General features: G+C 39.6%; 12 protein-coding genes. All 12 read right to left on the minus strand.

Annotated elements, in window-relative coordinates:
* Window positions 1-493 precede the first annotated feature (493 nt).
* On the minus strand, window positions 494-2,608 hold the full coding sequence (ligA, locus tag CIN_RS00435; RefSeq protein WP_008853076.1) for an NAD-dependent DNA ligase LigA: 2,115 nt from the start codon (window positions 2,606-2,608) through the stop codon (window positions 494-496).
* Window positions 2,608-4,329, minus strand: coding sequence for a DNA repair protein RecN (gene recN / locus CIN_RS00440; protein ID WP_008853077.1), 1,722 nt, complete (start codon window positions 4,327-4,329; stop codon window positions 2,608-2,610). Before recN ends, ligA begins: the two co-directional genes overlap by 1 nt.
* A 37-nt stretch (window positions 4,330-4,366) precedes the next feature.
* A complete protein-coding gene (locus CIN_RS00445) occupies window positions 4,367-5,233 on the minus strand; it encodes an outer membrane protein assembly factor BamD (RefSeq protein ID WP_083813327.1) in 867 nt (288 codons plus the stop codon).
* A 162-nt stretch (window positions 5,234-5,395) separates the two neighbouring features.
* A complete protein-coding gene (gene lpxC, locus CIN_RS00450; protein ID WP_008853079.1) occupies window positions 5,396-6,421 on the minus strand; it encodes a UDP-3-O-acyl-N-acetylglucosamine deacetylase in 1,026 nt (341 codons plus the stop codon).
* 180 nt (window positions 6,422-6,601) lie between these two features.
* Window positions 6,602-8,140: a cell division protein FtsZ gene (gene ftsZ, locus CIN_RS00455; protein WP_008853080.1), complete on the minus strand. Its 1,539-nt coding sequence runs from the start codon at window positions 8,138-8,140 to the stop codon at window positions 6,602-6,604.
* Window positions 8,141-8,234: 94 nt separating this feature from the next.
* The gene (gene ftsA, locus CIN_RS00460) at window positions 8,235-9,617 is read right to left on the minus strand and encodes a cell division protein FtsA (RefSeq protein WP_008853081.1); all 1,383 of its coding nucleotides are present in this window, start codon (window positions 9,615-9,617) and stop codon (window positions 8,235-8,237) included.
* A 38-nt stretch (window positions 9,618-9,655) separates the two neighbouring features.
* Entirely contained in the window at window positions 9,656-10,561 is a 906-nt protein-coding gene (locus tag CIN_RS00465; RefSeq protein WP_050798293.1) for a cell division protein FtsQ/DivIB, read from the minus strand.
* The gene (locus CIN_RS00470; protein WP_008853083.1) at window positions 10,549-11,502 is read right to left on the minus strand and encodes a D-alanine--D-alanine ligase; all 954 of its coding nucleotides are present in this window, start codon (window positions 11,500-11,502) and stop codon (window positions 10,549-10,551) included. Before CIN_RS00470 ends, CIN_RS00465 begins: the two co-directional genes overlap by 13 nt.
* 12 nt (window positions 11,503-11,514) lie before the next feature.
* Window positions 11,515-12,453, minus strand: coding sequence for a UDP-N-acetylmuramate dehydrogenase (murB, locus tag CIN_RS00475; RefSeq protein WP_008853084.1), 939 nt, complete (start codon window positions 12,451-12,453; stop codon window positions 11,515-11,517).
* Between the two features lie 11 nt (window positions 12,454-12,464).
* Window positions 12,465-13,883 carry a UDP-N-acetylmuramate--L-alanine ligase gene (murC, locus tag CIN_RS00480; RefSeq protein WP_008853085.1) on the minus strand — a complete coding sequence of 473 codons (1,419 nt, stop codon included), beginning with the start codon at window positions 13,881-13,883 and terminating at the stop codon, window positions 12,465-12,467.
* A 39-nt stretch (window positions 13,884-13,922) separates the two neighbouring features.
* Window positions 13,923-15,020, minus strand: coding sequence for an undecaprenyldiphospho-muramoylpentapeptide beta-N-acetylglucosaminyltransferase (gene murG / locus CIN_RS00485; RefSeq protein ID WP_008853086.1), 1,098 nt, complete (start codon window positions 15,018-15,020; stop codon window positions 13,923-13,925).
* Window positions 15,017-16,183 carry an FtsW/RodA/SpoVE family cell cycle protein gene (locus CIN_RS00490; RefSeq protein WP_008853087.1) on the minus strand — a complete coding sequence of 389 codons (1,167 nt, stop codon included), beginning with the start codon at window positions 16,181-16,183 and terminating at the stop codon, window positions 15,017-15,019. Before CIN_RS00490 ends, murG begins: the two co-directional genes overlap by 4 nt.
* Between the last annotated feature and the right edge of the window lie 9 nt (window positions 16,184-16,192).

Consider the following 16,192-nt stretch of genomic DNA (forward strand, 5'->3'; position numbering starts at 1 on the left):
GTGTTGTTCTGATCTAGTTTCTTTGTGAAGATTAGGCTGTTTATATAAATATTTAATGCTGAGAATTGATGGCACAATAAAGACCAAACTTCTTCCTATTGCTTTAGGGAACAACTCTATCTCTGGATTATTAGTGCCACAGTAAGCGACTAAAAGAAATGCAAATACAAGAAAAGAAAGAATGAAAAAAGTTATACCTAGAAAAATACTGACAATAACTTTTTTATTTCCATTTAAATCAAAAGTAAAAAAACGTTTGAGAATAAATGCGATTGCACACGTAGTGGGCATAATAATGATTAAATAAAAGCGTAGCAGATATTTACAAAAATTAAAGCATTATAACTGCCATAAATGCTAAGCAGGTATGTATAATCACTTTGGTTATTCTGAACAAAATACGTGCTTAGTAAACCACCCAAGATTGGAGTAAGAAATAGGAAGCCTATAAATTTTATAAATAGGAGGATATGTGTATCGTTGAGTTTTTGCATTATACTTCGTTTATTTCTGGATACCCGATTAATGCACGCCACTCTTTTTCATCTAAACATTTGATATTGAGTTCTTTGGCTTTGCGAGCCTTACTGCCGCCATCGACACCTTCAATAACATAATCTGTTTTTGCAGAGACAGAACTTGTTACTTTTGCTCCTAATCGTTCAGCAATATCTTTGGCTTCGGATCGGGTCATGGTAGATAATGTGCCAGTAAATACTAGAATTTTTCCAACCAAAATGCCTTCTTGTGTGGTTTCTACATCTTGGATGTTGAGAACATCGTGCAGATCCTTTAAGGCCTGTTGGTTATGGCTTTCGCTGAAAAATGCAACCAACTCATCCGCAATGGCGGGGCCAATGCCTTCAATAGAACCTAATGTTAGTCGTTCATCTGATCCGATTTGTCGTGCTGCCAACATTTGCTCACCCCAGTTGGTATAAGAAGTATAATGTTTGGCTAGGACTTTTGCAGTGGCAATGCCAATACGACGAATACCTAACGCATAAATAAAACGATCCAGAGAAATTGTTTTTTTATTCTCAATAGCGGCTAAGAGGTTTTTAAGAGAAAGTTCTGCCCATCCTTCAGCATGTAAGATTTTTTCCTGATGATTTTGTAAATGAAAAATATCTGCAGGCTGATGGATTAATCCTTCATGAAAGAATTCAGAAACGGTTTTATTTCCCATTCCTTCAATATCAAAAGCATCTTTAGAGCAGAAATGGATTAAGCGTTCTTCAATTTGTGCATTACAAGTAAGACCACCTGTGCAACGCCTTACCACTTCATTTGCAGGCTTTTCAGCATGAGCGCCACAAACTGGACAATGTGTAGGGAATTGATAAGGTTCAGAACGTGGTGTTTCTAATGTTGATGGATCTACGCCGACAATTTGTGGAATTACATCGCCTGCACGTTGTAAAATAACGAGATCATTTTCACGTACATCTTTACGGATAATTTCATCTTCATTATGTAGAGTGGCTCTTGTAACGATTACGCCACCTACGTTAATGGGTTCTAATAAGGCAACAGGGGTTAAAGCACCTGTTCTTCCAACTTGAATATCAATTTTCTTTAAACGCGTGATGGCTTGTTCAGCTGGGAATTTCCAAGCCGTGGCCCAACGAGGGGAGCGTCCGATAAATCCAAGTCGATTTTGGAGGGCAATGGTGTTTACCTTATAAACAATGCCATCAATATCATAAGGCAAACCAGAACGTTTGGTCATTAAATCCTGTTGAAATTTTTCTGCTTCATCAGCATTTTTAACCACTTGATATAAGGGATTAACGTCAAATCCCCAAGCTTCTAATTTCTTTAAAAAATGATCATGAGTATCAGCGATAGATTGGCTGGAATATCCTTGAGCGTAAACGAATAAGGATAAAGGACGTGCACGGGTGACTTCTGGGTCAAGTTGTCGTAAAGAGCCGGCTGCTGCATTACGTGGATTTGCAAAGATGCGTTTATTCGCTTGTTCTTGTTCTTGGTTAAGTTTTAGGAAGTTTTCTTTTGAGATATAGACTTCCCCACGGATCTCCATGACATCAGGAACATTACCCGTAAGTTGTTGAGGTAAAGAAGCAATTGTTTTGATATTAGCCGTCACATCCTCACCAACTGTACCATCACCACGTGTGCTTGCTTGGGTTAATATACCTTTTTCGTAGGTTAAATTGATAGAAAGTCCATCAATTTTAGGTTCTGCAACAAAAGTAAAATGCTCTAAATCGTGAAGTTTAAGATCCAAATAACGCTGGATACGATTAATGAAATCTTGGAACTCTTCACCATTAAACACGTTATCCAAAGAAAGCATTGGAACACGATGTTTGATCTTGTTTAGCCCACTTGTAGGTTGACTGCCGACAGTTTGACTGGGGCTATTTTGTTCGATCAGTTCTGGAAAATGCGCTTCGATCTCTTTATGCCTGCGACGTAGTTGGTCATAAGTTGCATCATCTGCTACAGGATTATCTTGGTTATAATAAGCATCGTCACACTGATGGAGATAATCTGATAATGTAGAGAGTTCCTCTTTGGCTTGGTCGAGGGTAAGATCTTGGAAGGCAATGGTAGAAAATGGTGTTTGGAAAGAATTCATTAATTTGATCTATGTAATAAACTATCTGCTGCGGCGCGAGCCGCGTCGGTAACATGATTTCCCGCCAGCATACGGGCAATCTCTTCGCGCCTTTCTTCAGCACTTAATTGTTTGGTATGGGTTAAAGTCACACCTTTTTCAATAGTTTTGCTGATTTTTAATTGTGTATCCCCACTCGCTGCAACTTGTGGGCTGTGTGTTACCACAAAAACTTGTAAATTTTGAGCCACGCGATGTAAACGATCCCCAATAGCAGTGGCCGTTGATCCACCAACGCCAGAATCGATTTCATCAAAGACCAAGGCTGACAAAGTAGATTGTTGGCTTAAAACAACTTTGAGTGCCAAAAGTAAACGAGAGAGTTCACCACCTGATGCGGCTTTATTTAAAGGAGCAGGAGGAACGCCAGGGTTCGCAGCAATTAAAAATTGCACTTGATCTTTGCCAGTATGGTTCCAAGCATCAGAGGATAAAGGCGTAATCGATACAAAGAATTTAGCACGATCTAGCTTTAAAGGGGTTAGCTCTTGTGTAATTGCGGTTTCTAGCTTTTTCGCAATTTTTTGTCGATCTGCTGATAATTTTTCTGCAGCCTCTTCGAATGCAGCACGACAAGTCGCAACTTCTTGTTCTAATTCTTGGATTTGATGATTGCCAAGATCAAGATTTAATAAGCGCGTTTCAAAATCTTGTAACAAACTGGAAAGTTCATCGATATTAACACCATATTTGCGCCCTGCAGCTCGTAGTGTAAAGAGACGCTCTTCGATATCATCTAGAAGTTGTGGATCCAGTTGAATATCATTAATGATATGATTTAAAATATTTTCAGCTTCACCTAAAGCTTCTTCAGAGCGGATGATCGCCTCTAATGCTTCTTGCACAGCTTGATCAGTTGAACTTAATTCAGTTTGCTCATCAAAACTTGATGGCAGTAATTTCTGTAATGATTTGCTAGCATTTAAGAGCGCCTGAGCAGGTTGAAATGCACGGCGATCTTGTGGGGAAAGGATTGTTAAAGCAGAGGTTAGTGCTTCTTGACGGCGTTCATCTTGTTGTAAATTTTTGCGTTTTTCGACAAGATCTAACTCTTCATCTCCTTGAGGCGCGAGTTGCTTCAGTTCCTCTACAGATTCTCGTAACCATTCTTCTTCATGTGCAGTCGCCTCAATGGTTGCTTTCAGTGCAGAGAGTTTGGCTGTGGCTTCAATCCATTTAGAATAAAGTAATTTTATTTTTTGTAAGAGCGTTGTGGATACACCAAAGTTATCTAAGATAGATAAATGGCCTCTGGGATCCATTAAGCCAACTTGTTCATGTTGCCCTTGCATTTCTACAAGGTTTTGTGAAATTTCTTTTAAGAAACTCAGACTGACAGGTTGATCGTTAATATAAGCGCGCGAACGTCCATCGGCTGCAATAATGCGGCGGATGACTAAGGCAGCATCTGCTAGATCAGACGCTTCAAAGCCTTGTTCTTCTAGTTGTTTATATATTGGATGAGAAAGAGGGATTTCAAAGCAAGCTGTGACTGTGGCTTGATTGGTTCCTACACGAACTAAAGAGCTACTAGCTCTTTCGCCAAGAGCTAAGCCAAGACTGTCTAATAAGATAGACTTGCCTGCGCCAGTTTCCCCTGTAAAAACAGTGAGTCCTCGATTAAAGAATAAATCGAGTTTTTCTATTAAAACAACATTACGTATGGAGAGTTGTGTTAACATTTAGGAAACTGATACACGGCATAAAAGTAAATATTGACTAGAAAAGAGACGTAAAAGAATTCCATGTACGACTGAAGAAGCCAGGTCTATGCGCTGTAGGTTTTTCAGTTTGATTGGAAGTCAATTTATATTTCTTTAAATCATTATAAGTATAACGATACCAAACACTGTTTGGATAGTTATATCCAAGGATTGATGCTGTTTTACGAGCCTGATCGGTCAAGCCAAGTTTTAGGTAAACTTCAACAGAACGATGTAACGCTTCAGCAACGTGGTTTGTCGTTTGATAATCTAAAATGACACGTTGGAAACGGGTAATTGCAGCTTCATAATTCTTTTGTTGCTCATAAAAACGACCTACAAGCATCTCTTTACCAGCTAAATGGTCACGACAAAGATCGATCTTTAACTGAGCATCACGAGCATAAGAAGTGCCAGGGAAACGATTGACAACATCGTTTAAAGCTGTAAGCGCTTCTAATGTACTTTGTTGATCGCGTGTTACGTCAGAAATACGTTCATAGTAACATAATGCACGGAGATAGAATGCATAAGGTGCATCTGGGCTGTTTGGATGTAACTGTAAGAATGTTTCTAACTGTTTCACAGCATCTGGATATTTGTTTTGTAGATAATAGGCATATCCCTGCATTAACTGTGCATTAGGTGCATATCCAGAATATGGGAAATTTTCTTGTAGCGTTTCAAACTGTTTGGTCGCTAGTTTGTAATGCTTTGTTTTAATTGCATCTATACCATTATTATAGAGTTGCTCTGGGGTTCCTTGCTTCATATTAGCATCGGAATTTATATCGGCTGATTTCTTACCACTATCACTGCCGCATGCAACCATACTGGTCACTAACAGGACAGAAAAAAAACCGCGTGATATATGTTTAACCATACGTGAGTTTGATTTTGGATTCACTGTAACCACAGTTTGACAACTTTCTGCTTTAATAAAAATGGCACAACACTTGATAAACGAAGTATTTTTATATCATGTCGTAAGAGAAGTTGAAGAGTTTTATTTCACAAATTTGAATTTTAATTTGAAGTGAGGTTTTTAAGCCTCTTGTTTTTGTTGACTTTGATAAAAAAAGTTTGGGAAAATTTCAGGTGTGTTCATGCGTGTAGAAGTTGGTAAATAACACCAAGAGGTTGGGTCAGCCATTAATTTACGTAACAAAAGGTTGTTCAGTGTATGGCCAGATTTGTGACCAATAAATTCTCCATGTATGCGAGCATTGGCTAAAGATAAATCACCAATAGCATCTAACATTTTATGTTTTACAAATTCATTTTCACAACGTAAACCGTTTGGATTCAAAATAACATTGTCTTCGACAACGATTGCGTTTTCAAGGCTTCCACCTTGTGCAAGGCCCATTTTATGTAATGTATCGATTTCTTTTTTTAATGCAAAAGTACGGCAATGAGCAAGCTCTGTTTTGAAATTCTCAGGTGTTAGCTTCATCTTAAAAAGTTGTTTGCCAATGGCTGCAACAGGAAAGTCAATTGATAAAGTTAAAGATAAACCATCTTCAGAAGACGGGTTGAGCTCTGCAAAAGCATCATTTGATTCAACACGAACTGTTTTGAGGATTTTAATGCTAGGCATAATTGCAAGTAAGGTTTGTGTTCCTGCTTGTTCTAACAAAGTATTAAAGTGAGCAGAGGATCCATCTAACACAGGAAGTTCAGGTCCATCGCATTCAACGATTACATTATCTATTTGATTCCCAGCTAAAGCTGCCATTAAATGTTCGATTGTTGCAATTCTGACAGAAGGATCGTTTTTGCATGCAATAACGGTGCTGAGTGTTGTATCAACGACGGTATCATAATTTGCTTTAATGAATGCATTATTGAGATCAGTTCTATGGAATACGACACCTGTACCAGCCGGGGCTGGAAGCAAACGTAAATTAATATATTTCCCAGAGTGTAGTCCAATACCAGAACAAGACATAGAATTGGAGATTGTATGTTCTGGTGCGATATGAGGTTGAGCAGACGAAAAAGAGGACCATACAGAACGACGAGCTGCATTTGCTGATCTTGCTAAAGATTTTGTTTGTATTCCATTCATCGTCTTTGTCCCGTATATAAATATGATTGTATAAAGGTGTCGCTATACTTAAAATCATTTAAAGAGGAAATAAAAAGAATACCAGTCAAAGATTATTGCATAGTGTTACGAAGAAATGCAAATAAGGTAAAAAAAAAGACCTCTAAAATATTCTAGAGGCCTTTTAAAAATATTATTTTTTTATGACTTTCTTCTTAAAAAAGCCGGAATATCAAGACCTTCCTCATCGATTTTGTTAGAATCGTTTTTGGATTTTATTTGATTTAATTCTGCATTTGTTGCAATAGAAGGTTCATTTTTCCCTTGTTCAGTTTGTGAAGTAGGATAGTTTTTATTTCCACGTAGTGCCCCAGTTACAATACCAAATAAGCTTCTAGATGGCGGAGGAGGGGTATCATCTTGGCGATGGTGTGGATCAGAGAATAATCCGGAACGAGGGGAGGTTTTTGAAGCACGTTCTGGAATTGCATCAGGGGAGGGTGCCCGAGGTTCATCAGTATGACGTGAAGGAATAGCTTTTTCTTCTTCTGTTACTTGTGCGGTTTTATGTGAAGCAATAGGAGGCTCTTGATATTGAATATGTTCAGGTTTCTGTTGCTGTGCAGTAGGTTGTTGTATTGTTTCAGCTACTGGAGCACTCGCTGTTTTGGGAGCTACCGTTTCTTTATGCTGCGTCGCTTCTGATGTAGGTGCTTTTTCAGGTTCTACTGGATGTTGAGCGGAAGGAGACTGTTTTTCATATTGAACAGGGCTGTCAATACCTGTAGCGACAACAGAAACTCTAATTTTTCCAGTTAAATTTTCATCAATTGCAGAACCAAAAATAATATTTGCATCTTCTGCGACTTCTTCACGAATACGATTGGCAGCTTGATCTACTTCGAAGAGTGTAAGATCTGAACCACCTGTAATATTGATTAACAAACCACGAGCGCCAGACATAGAGGTGTCTTCTAACAAAGGATTCGATATAGCTGATTCAGCAGCACGAATAGCTCTGTTTTCCCCTTCGACTTCACCCGTTCCCATCATGGCTTTTCCCATTTCCGCCATTACAGTACGAATATCGGCAAAATCAAGATTAACAAGCCCAGGGGACATCATCAGATCAGTTACGCCTTTAACACCCATATACAAAACTTCATCAGCCATTTTAAAGGCATCTTGCCAAGTTGTATTTTCGGTTGCTGTACGGAAAAGATTTTGGTTTGGAATAACAATTAAGGTATCAACAAACTGTTGAAGTTCAGCAATACCTGTTTCTGCTAAACGTGCTCTTCTTGCGCCTTCAAAGGTAAACGGTTTTGTGACAACACCAACCGTTAAAATGCCGCGTTCACGAGCCATACGTGCAATGACAGGGGCAGCACCAGTACCAGTGCCTCCTCCCATACCTGCAGTGATGAATACCATGTGTACATTTTCCATATGGCGAGCTATTTCTTCAGCAGCTTCTTCTGCTGCTGCACGACCAATGTCAGGTTTTGCACCAGCACCTAGCCCTTGGGTTAAATGTGGTCCTAGTTGAATACGATTATCTGAACAGCTTTTCATCAATTGTTGGGCGTCTGTATTCGCAACAACGAATTCTACGCCTTTTAATTGTAAAAGAATCATATTATCAACGGCATTTGTACCGCCACCACCGACACCAAAAACTGTAATACGAGGTGTAAAATCAGCATAAGTAGGTTGTGGAATTGTCAAGTTGAGTGTCATGAATATCCTCGAAGCAAGTATAGCTTTTTATTTTAGAAATACGATACATTAGAAATACGATACATTAGAAAAGCGTTAGAATCCAAAGAAATATTTACATATGTGTGCGAATAAACTCGATTAATTTTTTCAAAAAGCCTTCTGATTTTTTGTCTGCGAAGTCAAGATCAGCCAAAGTTCGACCATCCCCTGCTGCCCAAGCTAATAATCCTGCTGCTGTCGAGAACGCTGCAGAATTTGCAGTGTCATCTGGTAACCCTATGATATTATTTGGTTTTCCAAGTCGAATTTGACGGTTTAAAATGCGAGCAGCCAGTGGGCCTAGGCCATCGAGTAAAGATCCTCCCCCTGTTAGGATGACTCTTCCGTTTGCTGCATTGCCAACATTTGCGTTGTCAAGACGATCACGAACAAGCTCTAAAGTTTCTTCGATTCTTGGTCGAATAATAGAAATAACTCGAGATAGTGGTATTTTTGTCACAACCTCATAGTCATCATCGCCGATCATTTGAATCGGAAGTTGTTGATATTCATCATCATATGAGTATTCAGCACTTCCCCACATGGTTTTTAGCCATTCGGCAGTATCAATAGAGGTTGATAGAATTCCAGCAATATCTCTAGTAATATGTGATCCGCCAATTGGTATTTGAGAGGAGTAAAGAAGTTGTCCTTCTCCAAAAATACCAATAGACGTTGTTCCTCCACCCATATCTACAATTGTTGCACCTAAATCGCGTTCATCTGGAGCCATAACAGCAAGGCCTGCTGCTAAAGGGGAGGAGATAATGGCTTCTATCTCTAATTCTGCGCGTGTTAATACGGTTGCTAAATTTCTTAGTGCTGTTGCAGAAGTGTCAATAATATGTAGGCGTGTGCTTAGTAATTCACATTGATGGCCGCGAGGATCCTCAACGCCAGAAGTTTCATCAACATCAAATGCTAGAGGTAAAGCATGGATGATTTCTCTGCCATCGATTTGTGCGCGTAACACGCCTTCATTGACGAGTCGATAAATATCATGATTATTGACTTCGCGACCACCAATGGGCCAATCGACATTAAACAATTGACTTTGAGGTTTGCCACCAGAAAGATTGACGTAGATTTTACTTAAACGTCGTTCGGCTGATTCTTCGGCTTGACCAACGGCAGAACGAATAGCGCGTTCTGCCGCTTGGAGATTGACAATGCCACCTTGTTTGACGCCGTGAGACCTGCGCCAACCATATCCCAAAATTTGTAGTTGGCCATTAGATTTCCCTTGGCCAATTAAACAGGTGATTTTATTACTGCCAATATCTAAAACACCAAAAACACCAGGTAACCAGTCTTTTTTATAAGGAAGATCATCAGGGGGAAATACACGGCTTTTTACAAGTTGCCTTGATTGAGCCAATGTCAAAGCATTTTTGTCATGACTAGAATTCTGATTTTTACTTTTTGCTTTTTTCTGAGAAGAGGTTAGCTTACCCATGACCTTTGACCCTGTTTATAAAGCTGAATAATTCAACTTTAATTGTTTTGTGGTGTTGATGTTGGCGGCGTATTTGAATCGTCTTTATTCTCTGTGTTATCATTAGTTTGCGATTGATTCATGTAATTTTTATCTTCTTGGATAATTAATCGATCAGCTAATCGTAAATCAATGACTTTGATCGGACGATCCAAAAGCTGAATATCTTTTTGCAAACGGTTTAAGCGTTGAATAGCGGGGAGTTCCTGATTTTCTGGTAACAAGACGATAGTACCATTTTTTAGATCTAGATTCCATCGTCTATTTCCAACGCGAACGGCTGCGACAACATGTTTTTTAATATCAGGTTGTGTGGAGATAATATCTAGTAATTCTGCAGCACTTATATTTGCACCATATCCGACTACCAAAGGAAGTCGTAAAAAGGCTTTTCCATCTTTACCGCTCATTCCATGATCATCAACAATATTTCCTTGACGATCAATGAGTTTAAACTGACCATTATGTTGCCATACTGCAAAAGGAGTGCGTTCGGTAATATGAATAGTAATCGTATTAGGAAGCTGACGTTTTAATAAAGCATGATCAACGAAAGGAAGTTCATCTAAGCGTTGTTGAGCATCTTTTACTGAAAAATTAAAAATGGAATCCCCGATGTGGATACCTAAGGCATCTTTGACCTCATCTTCGCTAGTTAAGTTACATCCTGTAATGAGAATCTTAGTGATCTTCATAGGGATAAGGTTAGCAACTTTTTCACGAATCACCGAGAATTGTTGATCTCCGGCCATTCTGAAGACAACCCAACCGCCGCCAATAAATAATCCTATAATTAAAAGTAGTAAGATAAAAGGTCGCAAAAAACGCTTAGAGCGACGAATAGCAATCGAGCTCTTTGAGGGGCGATCATTTTGATATTCGGGTCGTTTCTTTATGTACGACATCTTGCTTTTTCCACTAACCAAGAACAGAGTTCTGGGTAAGATATGTTACAATATGCTGCTTGCTCAGGTAGCAAAGAAGTTTTCGTCATCCCTGGTTGCGTATTTATTTCTAAGATATAAAGTTTACCAGGATTGTCTTTGGTCTCGTTGGTATTGTCATATCTAAAATCTGTGCGAGACGTTGGATAACATCCTAATATTTTATGCGCTTGCTTTGCATAGTTTAAAGCGTCTTCAAATGCTTTAGGGTGTATTTGTGCTGGTAATGTATGTTGTGATTCACCAGCTGTATATTTAGAGGCATAATCATAAAATACATGCGCACCAGAAGAAATATCGGTGATAGTTAACGCTTTATCTTCCATCACACAAATCGTAAGTTCTTTTCCTGGAATAAACTGCTCAATTAAAGCATTTTCACCAAAGTGCCATTCTTTAACTATGTCTTTACGTTTTTGTTGACGTGCATTGGCATCTGTTTCTGTAATAATATACACTCCAACGGAAGAACCTTCTTCAATAGGTTTTACAACGTAAGGAACAGGAAGAGGGTCTTGTGAGGCAAGTTCTTGAATAGGAATAACTTTTCCCGTCGCAACAGGAAGTCCAGCATCTGCCAGTAAAATCCGTGTCATTTGCTTATTCATCGCAATTGCAGAAGAACAAATGCCCCCATGTGTATAAGGAATGTTCATCCATTCTAAAACACCTTGTATGGCACCATCTTCACCAAAACGTCCATGTAAAGCGTTAAAGACGACATCAGGCTTTTGCTCTTTTAGGGATTGGACAAGATGCCCTAAATCATCATTGACAATTAGATCACTGACTTGATAACCAGCTTCTTTGAGTGCATCGATAACATTACTACCACTGGCAAGGCTGACTTCACGTTCAGAAGAAATTCCACCACGAAGGACGGTGACATGCTTTTGGGACATTTTATATCTTTCTTATTTTTCTAGTGGACGACCAACACGTTTAATTTCCCAGTGAAGCGAAATTCCAAACTGATTCATAACACGATTTTTAACTTCTTCACCTAAATTCTCAATATTCGCAGCAGTTGCTGTGCCAGTGTTAATTAAGAAATTACAATGTTTTTCACTCACTTGAGCGCCACCTATGGTTAAGCCTCTACCCCCAACCATATCAATGAGTTGCCATGCTTTATGCTCGGTCTCAGAAGGATCTGGGTTGCGGAAGGTTGATCCTCCTGTGCGAGAACGAATAGGTTGAGAATCTTCTCGTTGCTTTTTAATAGCATTCATTGCTTGCGTGATTTTCTCTTTATCCGCAGGCGTGCCTTGTAAACGTGCCTTGGTAACAATAGCATCTTGAGGCAAAGAAGAATGGCGATAACTTAGTCCTAGCTCACTCACAGATAAACGGTGTAACTCACCATCTCTTGTAATGATTTCTACCCAATCAAGAATATTCGAAAGTTCTGAACCATGTGCGCCAGCATTCATTTTGACGGCACCACCAATAGAGCCAGGAATACCAATTAAAAACTCTAATCCAGCAATCCCAGTGGCAGCAGCATGTTCAGCAACGGTGGTGTCTAAACAAGCCGCACCAACAATAAACCCGTCTTGATCTGGAATGATTTCATTAAACCCTTTGCGGAGTTGAAAGTTAACACCAGGAATGCCTCCGTCACGGATTAAGAGGTTAGAGGTCGCACCTAAGGTAAAAATAGGCCATTCTAAAGGAAGGGCATTTAAAATATAGGCAAGGTCTTCATCATTCACAGGATTGATTAAAACTTCTGCATTTCCACCAACTCTAAACCAGCTGCGTGCATGCAGAGGAACATCAAAATTGATCTTTCCTTGCAGCTTTGGCAATAAATCAGAAAGTGCTTCTGGAGTAAAAAGACCTTGTTGCATATTCTATCCTTTTAAGCGCTTTCTTGTTGTAGTTTTTTGAGTTGCTCTGGCAAAGCATGTGCCCAATGCGTAACGGATCCTGCCCCAAGGCAAATTACCACATCACCAGGTTCTGCAATGGCATTAATCATTTCTGCCAGTTGATCTGGATGAGGAAGCGCAACAACAGATTGATGCCCGTGAGCGCGTAACCCTTCGATTAAGGTATCACGATTAAATTCTGGAATAGGTTCTTCACCTGCTGCATAGACATCTGCCACAATAACGGTGCTGGCATCATTCATACAAGAGCAAAATTCAGTGAATAAATCACGAAGACGCGTATAACGGTGTGGTTGAACCACAGCAATAACGTTATTCGATGTTGCTTGGCGCGCTGCTTTTAAGACCGCAGAAATTTCAACAGGGTGATGTCCATAATCATCAATAATACTAATTTTTCCAACTTCTCCCACTCTGGTAAAGCGGCGTTGAACCCCTTTAAATGCGGCAAAAGCAGAACGAATATTATCTTCACTAATATCCATTTCTAGTGCAACGGCGATTGCAGCCAATGCATTTTGAACATTATGTTGACCCAGCATTGGTAAACGGAATGGCCCAATGCGACGATTAATTTGTTTATGACGATTTGTGACAACGACGTCAAAAGTGGTTCCGAGTTTATCAGTAATGATTTTATCAGCACGAATATCGGCTTGAGGGGAAAAACCGTAAGTAATTAAGCGACGATCAGAAAGGTTCGGTAGCATTTTTTGCACAGCAGGATGGTCGATGCATAAAACGCCAAAGCCATAAAAAGGAATATTGGAAACGAATTGATGAAATGCGTTTTCCATGGCTTCAGGTGTGCCCCAATGATCCATATGTTCTGGATCCATATTGGTTACAATGGCAATGACCACAGGAAGATGTAAGAAAGAGCCATCGCTTTCATCAGCCTCAACAACCATCCAATCCCCAGAGCCCATACGGGTATTCGTGCCATAAGCTTCGATAATCCCACCATTAATAACAGTTGGATCCAGTTTGGCATATTCTAACAAGGTCGCAATTAAGCTGGTTGTTGTTGTTTTTCCATGTGTTCCCCCAACTGCAATGGACCAGCGCAAACGCATGAGTTCCGCCAACATTTCTGCACGACGAACGACAGGAATAAAACGAGAACGTGCATCAACAACTTCTGGATTGTCTTTTTTAATGGCAGAAGAAACGACAACGACTTGGGCTTGTCCTACATTTTCGGCTTTATGTCCGATGTGAACAGCAATGCCTAGTTTGCGTAAACGTAATACATTCGCGTTTTCTGACATATCTGACCCTTGGATTTTATATCCGAGGTAATGCAAAGTCTCGGCAATACCAGACATACCAATACCACCAATACCAACAAAGTGAATGGTGCCAATTGAAAGGGGAAGAGATCTCATTATTACAGTTCTTTCTTTATCAAAGGATCAGAGAGGGTGTTATACGTTGATATAATATTCTATCAAATCTGCCAATTCTTTTGCAGCATTGGGATAGACTAAATGATGTGCTGCTGCAGCTTTACTTAATTTTTCAGGATTGCTGAATAGCTCGTTTAACAGAGCCGTCAGAGGCGTGACAGAAAATTCTTTTTGATCAATGACCCATGCTGAACCTTCTTGCTCTAAAGCTTTGGCATTATAATCTTGTTCTTTATTCGCAGCAAAAGGGTAAGGAACTAATATCGCAGGCTTTCCAGCTAAGGAAAGTTCTGAAACAGAAGAGCCCCCGGCACGTCCAATGACAAGATGTGCTTGTTTTAATAAATCAGAGACGTTGTTTAAGAATGGAGCAAGTGTTGCTTTGATTTCTGCTTTATCATAAATCTGAGCCACACGATTTAAATCTTCTTGGCGTACTTGCTGTGTGATGCGTAGCTTTTGTTTTATTTCTTTGGGTAGGTTTTCCAAAGCATAAGGAACAATTTCTCCGAATATCTTGGCACCTAAAGACCCTCCCCAAATCAGCAAAGAGATTTCATCTGTTGGTGCTTGATAAGGCGCAGGATAAAGTGCGGTAATATCAGGGCGAACAGGAAGGCCTGTTGCTTTGACTGGAATATGTTTGGAAATCCCTGTAACTTCAGGATAAGAAGTCGCTATCACATTGGCAAAATGGGATAACATTGCATTTGCTTTCCCAATAATGGCATTGCCTTCATGTAGAATAATTTTAGGACGTTTTTTCTTTGATATCAGGCGTGCTGCTGTCAAAGGAGGAATAGAAGGGTATCCACCAAAACCAATAATAGCAGTAACAGGATTCTCTTTTAGGATTTTATGAGACTGTGAAATCCCTTTGAGAAGCTCAAAACCATTACTAATTTTTTTACCAAAAGATTTTTTTGCAATACCACCGCCATCAATAATAAATTGCTGCGTATCATTCCATTCAGCTAACTGAGGATCTTCAATACGTTTATCTGTCATGAATAAGATCGGATAATTACGTTCTCTTAACTGTATAGCTAATGCTTTGGCAGGGAAAAAGTGCCCTCCAGTTCCTCCAGCAACAATGGCGATTGTAGGTTTATTCATCGTAAAATGTTTCTTTTGCTAAAAGGTTGGTTATTATTTTTAAAGAATTGAGGCGGTTCGACACGTTTACGCGTTAATGCTAGAACCATTCCAATGGTTAGAGCAACGGAAATCGCTGAAGATCCTCCGTAAGAAATAAATGGAAGCGTCATTCCTTTGGTAGGGATTAAATGCAAGGTTGATCCCATATTAATAAATGCTTGTAATCCAAAACCTGTGATTAATCCAGAAGTAGCAAGGATAATAAAAGGATCATCTTCTTTGATCATTTTGAGTAAAGTTCTGGTGACCATGAAACAGAAAATTAAGATAATACAACAACAGATTACCATTCCATATTCTTCACCAGCCACAGCAAACACAAAGTCAGCATGAGCATCGGGTAATAGGTCTTTAACACGGCCTTCACCAGGCCCGCGTCCCCATAAGCCACCGTTTCCAAAGGCACGTAAAGCAGTATCAATTTGGTAATGATCCCCAACATCAGGATGTAAAAAACGTTCTACACGAGATCTTACGTGGGGAAGCGCAATAAAGGCACCAATAAAAGCGGCAACCATCCCGCCAATACCAGAGAAAATCCAAAATACATTTAACCCATTGATAAACAACTGTGTGAATAAAACCGCAGTAATAACGGCTAACATTCCGATATCAGGCTGGGACTTTAAGATAAAAAGGATAACGCCATAAATGCCCAACGCAATAAAAACACCAGGGATATAAAGGCGTTTCTTCCATTGTGTTAAAAGCCAAGCCGTTAAAATAGCAAAACAAGGTTTGAGGAATTCAGAAGGTTGCAAGGACATAATCGGTAAAGCAATCCAACGTTTTGCCCCTTTAATATCCATTCCATGTACTAAGGTATAAGCAGTGGCCAGAATGGCAATAAAAGTGCCAATAATACTCAGCTTTTTAATTCCTTCAACGGACAACATCGAGATGATAAGAATGGTAAAGCCTGCGATACTAAGGAACATGACTTGTTTAAAAATAAACATGTCCCTTGATGCCCCAATACGCTGTGCCACAGCAGGGCTGGCAGCCATCATCAAAATATATCCAAAACCAATCAATAATCCAACAGAACCAAGCATCCAATGGTCAACATTACGCCACCAACGTGCAAGCAACGAATTATCAGAGCGAGAAATTCCTGACATTGATTTGAA

It is taken from the genome of Commensalibacter intestini A911 (assembly GCF_000231445.1).
GTDB lineage: Bacteria > Pseudomonadota > Alphaproteobacteria > Acetobacterales > Acetobacteraceae > Commensalibacter > Commensalibacter intestini.

Bases quoted from the DNA above. Each gene is read 5' to 3' on its own strand.
- CIN_RS00470 (WP_008853083.1), bottom strand. From the start codon at position 11,502: ATGTCCCAAAAGCATGTCACCGTCCTTCGTGGTGGAATTTCTTCTGAA.
- ftsZ (WP_008853080.1), bottom strand. From the start codon at position 8,140: ATGACACTCAACTTGACAATTCCACAACCTACTTATGCTGATTTTACA.
- lpxC (WP_008853079.1), bottom strand. From the start codon at position 6,421: ATGAATGGAATACAAACAAAATCTTTAGCAAGATCAGCAAATGCAGCT.
- ftsA (WP_008853081.1), bottom strand. From the start codon at position 9,617: ATGGGTAAGCTAACCTCTTCTCAGAAAAAAGCAAAAAGTAAAAATCAG.
- CIN_RS00465 (WP_050798293.1), bottom strand. From the start codon at position 10,561: ATGTCGTACATAAAGAAACGACCCGAATATCAAAATGATCGCCCCTCA.
- CIN_RS00445 (WP_083813327.1), bottom strand. From the start codon at position 5,233: ATGGTTAAACATATATCACGCGGTTTTTTTTCTGTCCTGTTAGTGACC.
- CIN_RS00490 (WP_008853087.1), bottom strand. From the start codon at position 16,183: ATGTCAGGAATTTCTCGCTCTGATAATTCGTTGCTTGCACGTTGGTGG.
- murB (WP_008853084.1), bottom strand. From the start codon at position 12,453: ATGCAACAAGGTCTTTTTACTCCAGAAGCACTTTCTGATTTATTGCCA.
- recN (WP_008853077.1), bottom strand. From the start codon at position 4,329: ATGTTAACACAACTCTCCATACGTAATGTTGTTTTAATAGAAAAACTC.
- murC (WP_008853085.1), bottom strand. From the start codon at position 13,883: ATGAGATCTCTTCCCCTTTCAATTGGCACCATTCACTTTGTTGGTATT.
- murG (WP_008853086.1), bottom strand. From the start codon at position 15,020: ATGAATAAACCTACAATCGCCATTGTTGCTGGAGGAACTGGAGGGCAC.
- ligA (WP_008853076.1), bottom strand. From the start codon at position 2,608: ATGAATTCTTTCCAAACACCATTTTCTACCATTGCCTTCCAAGATCTT.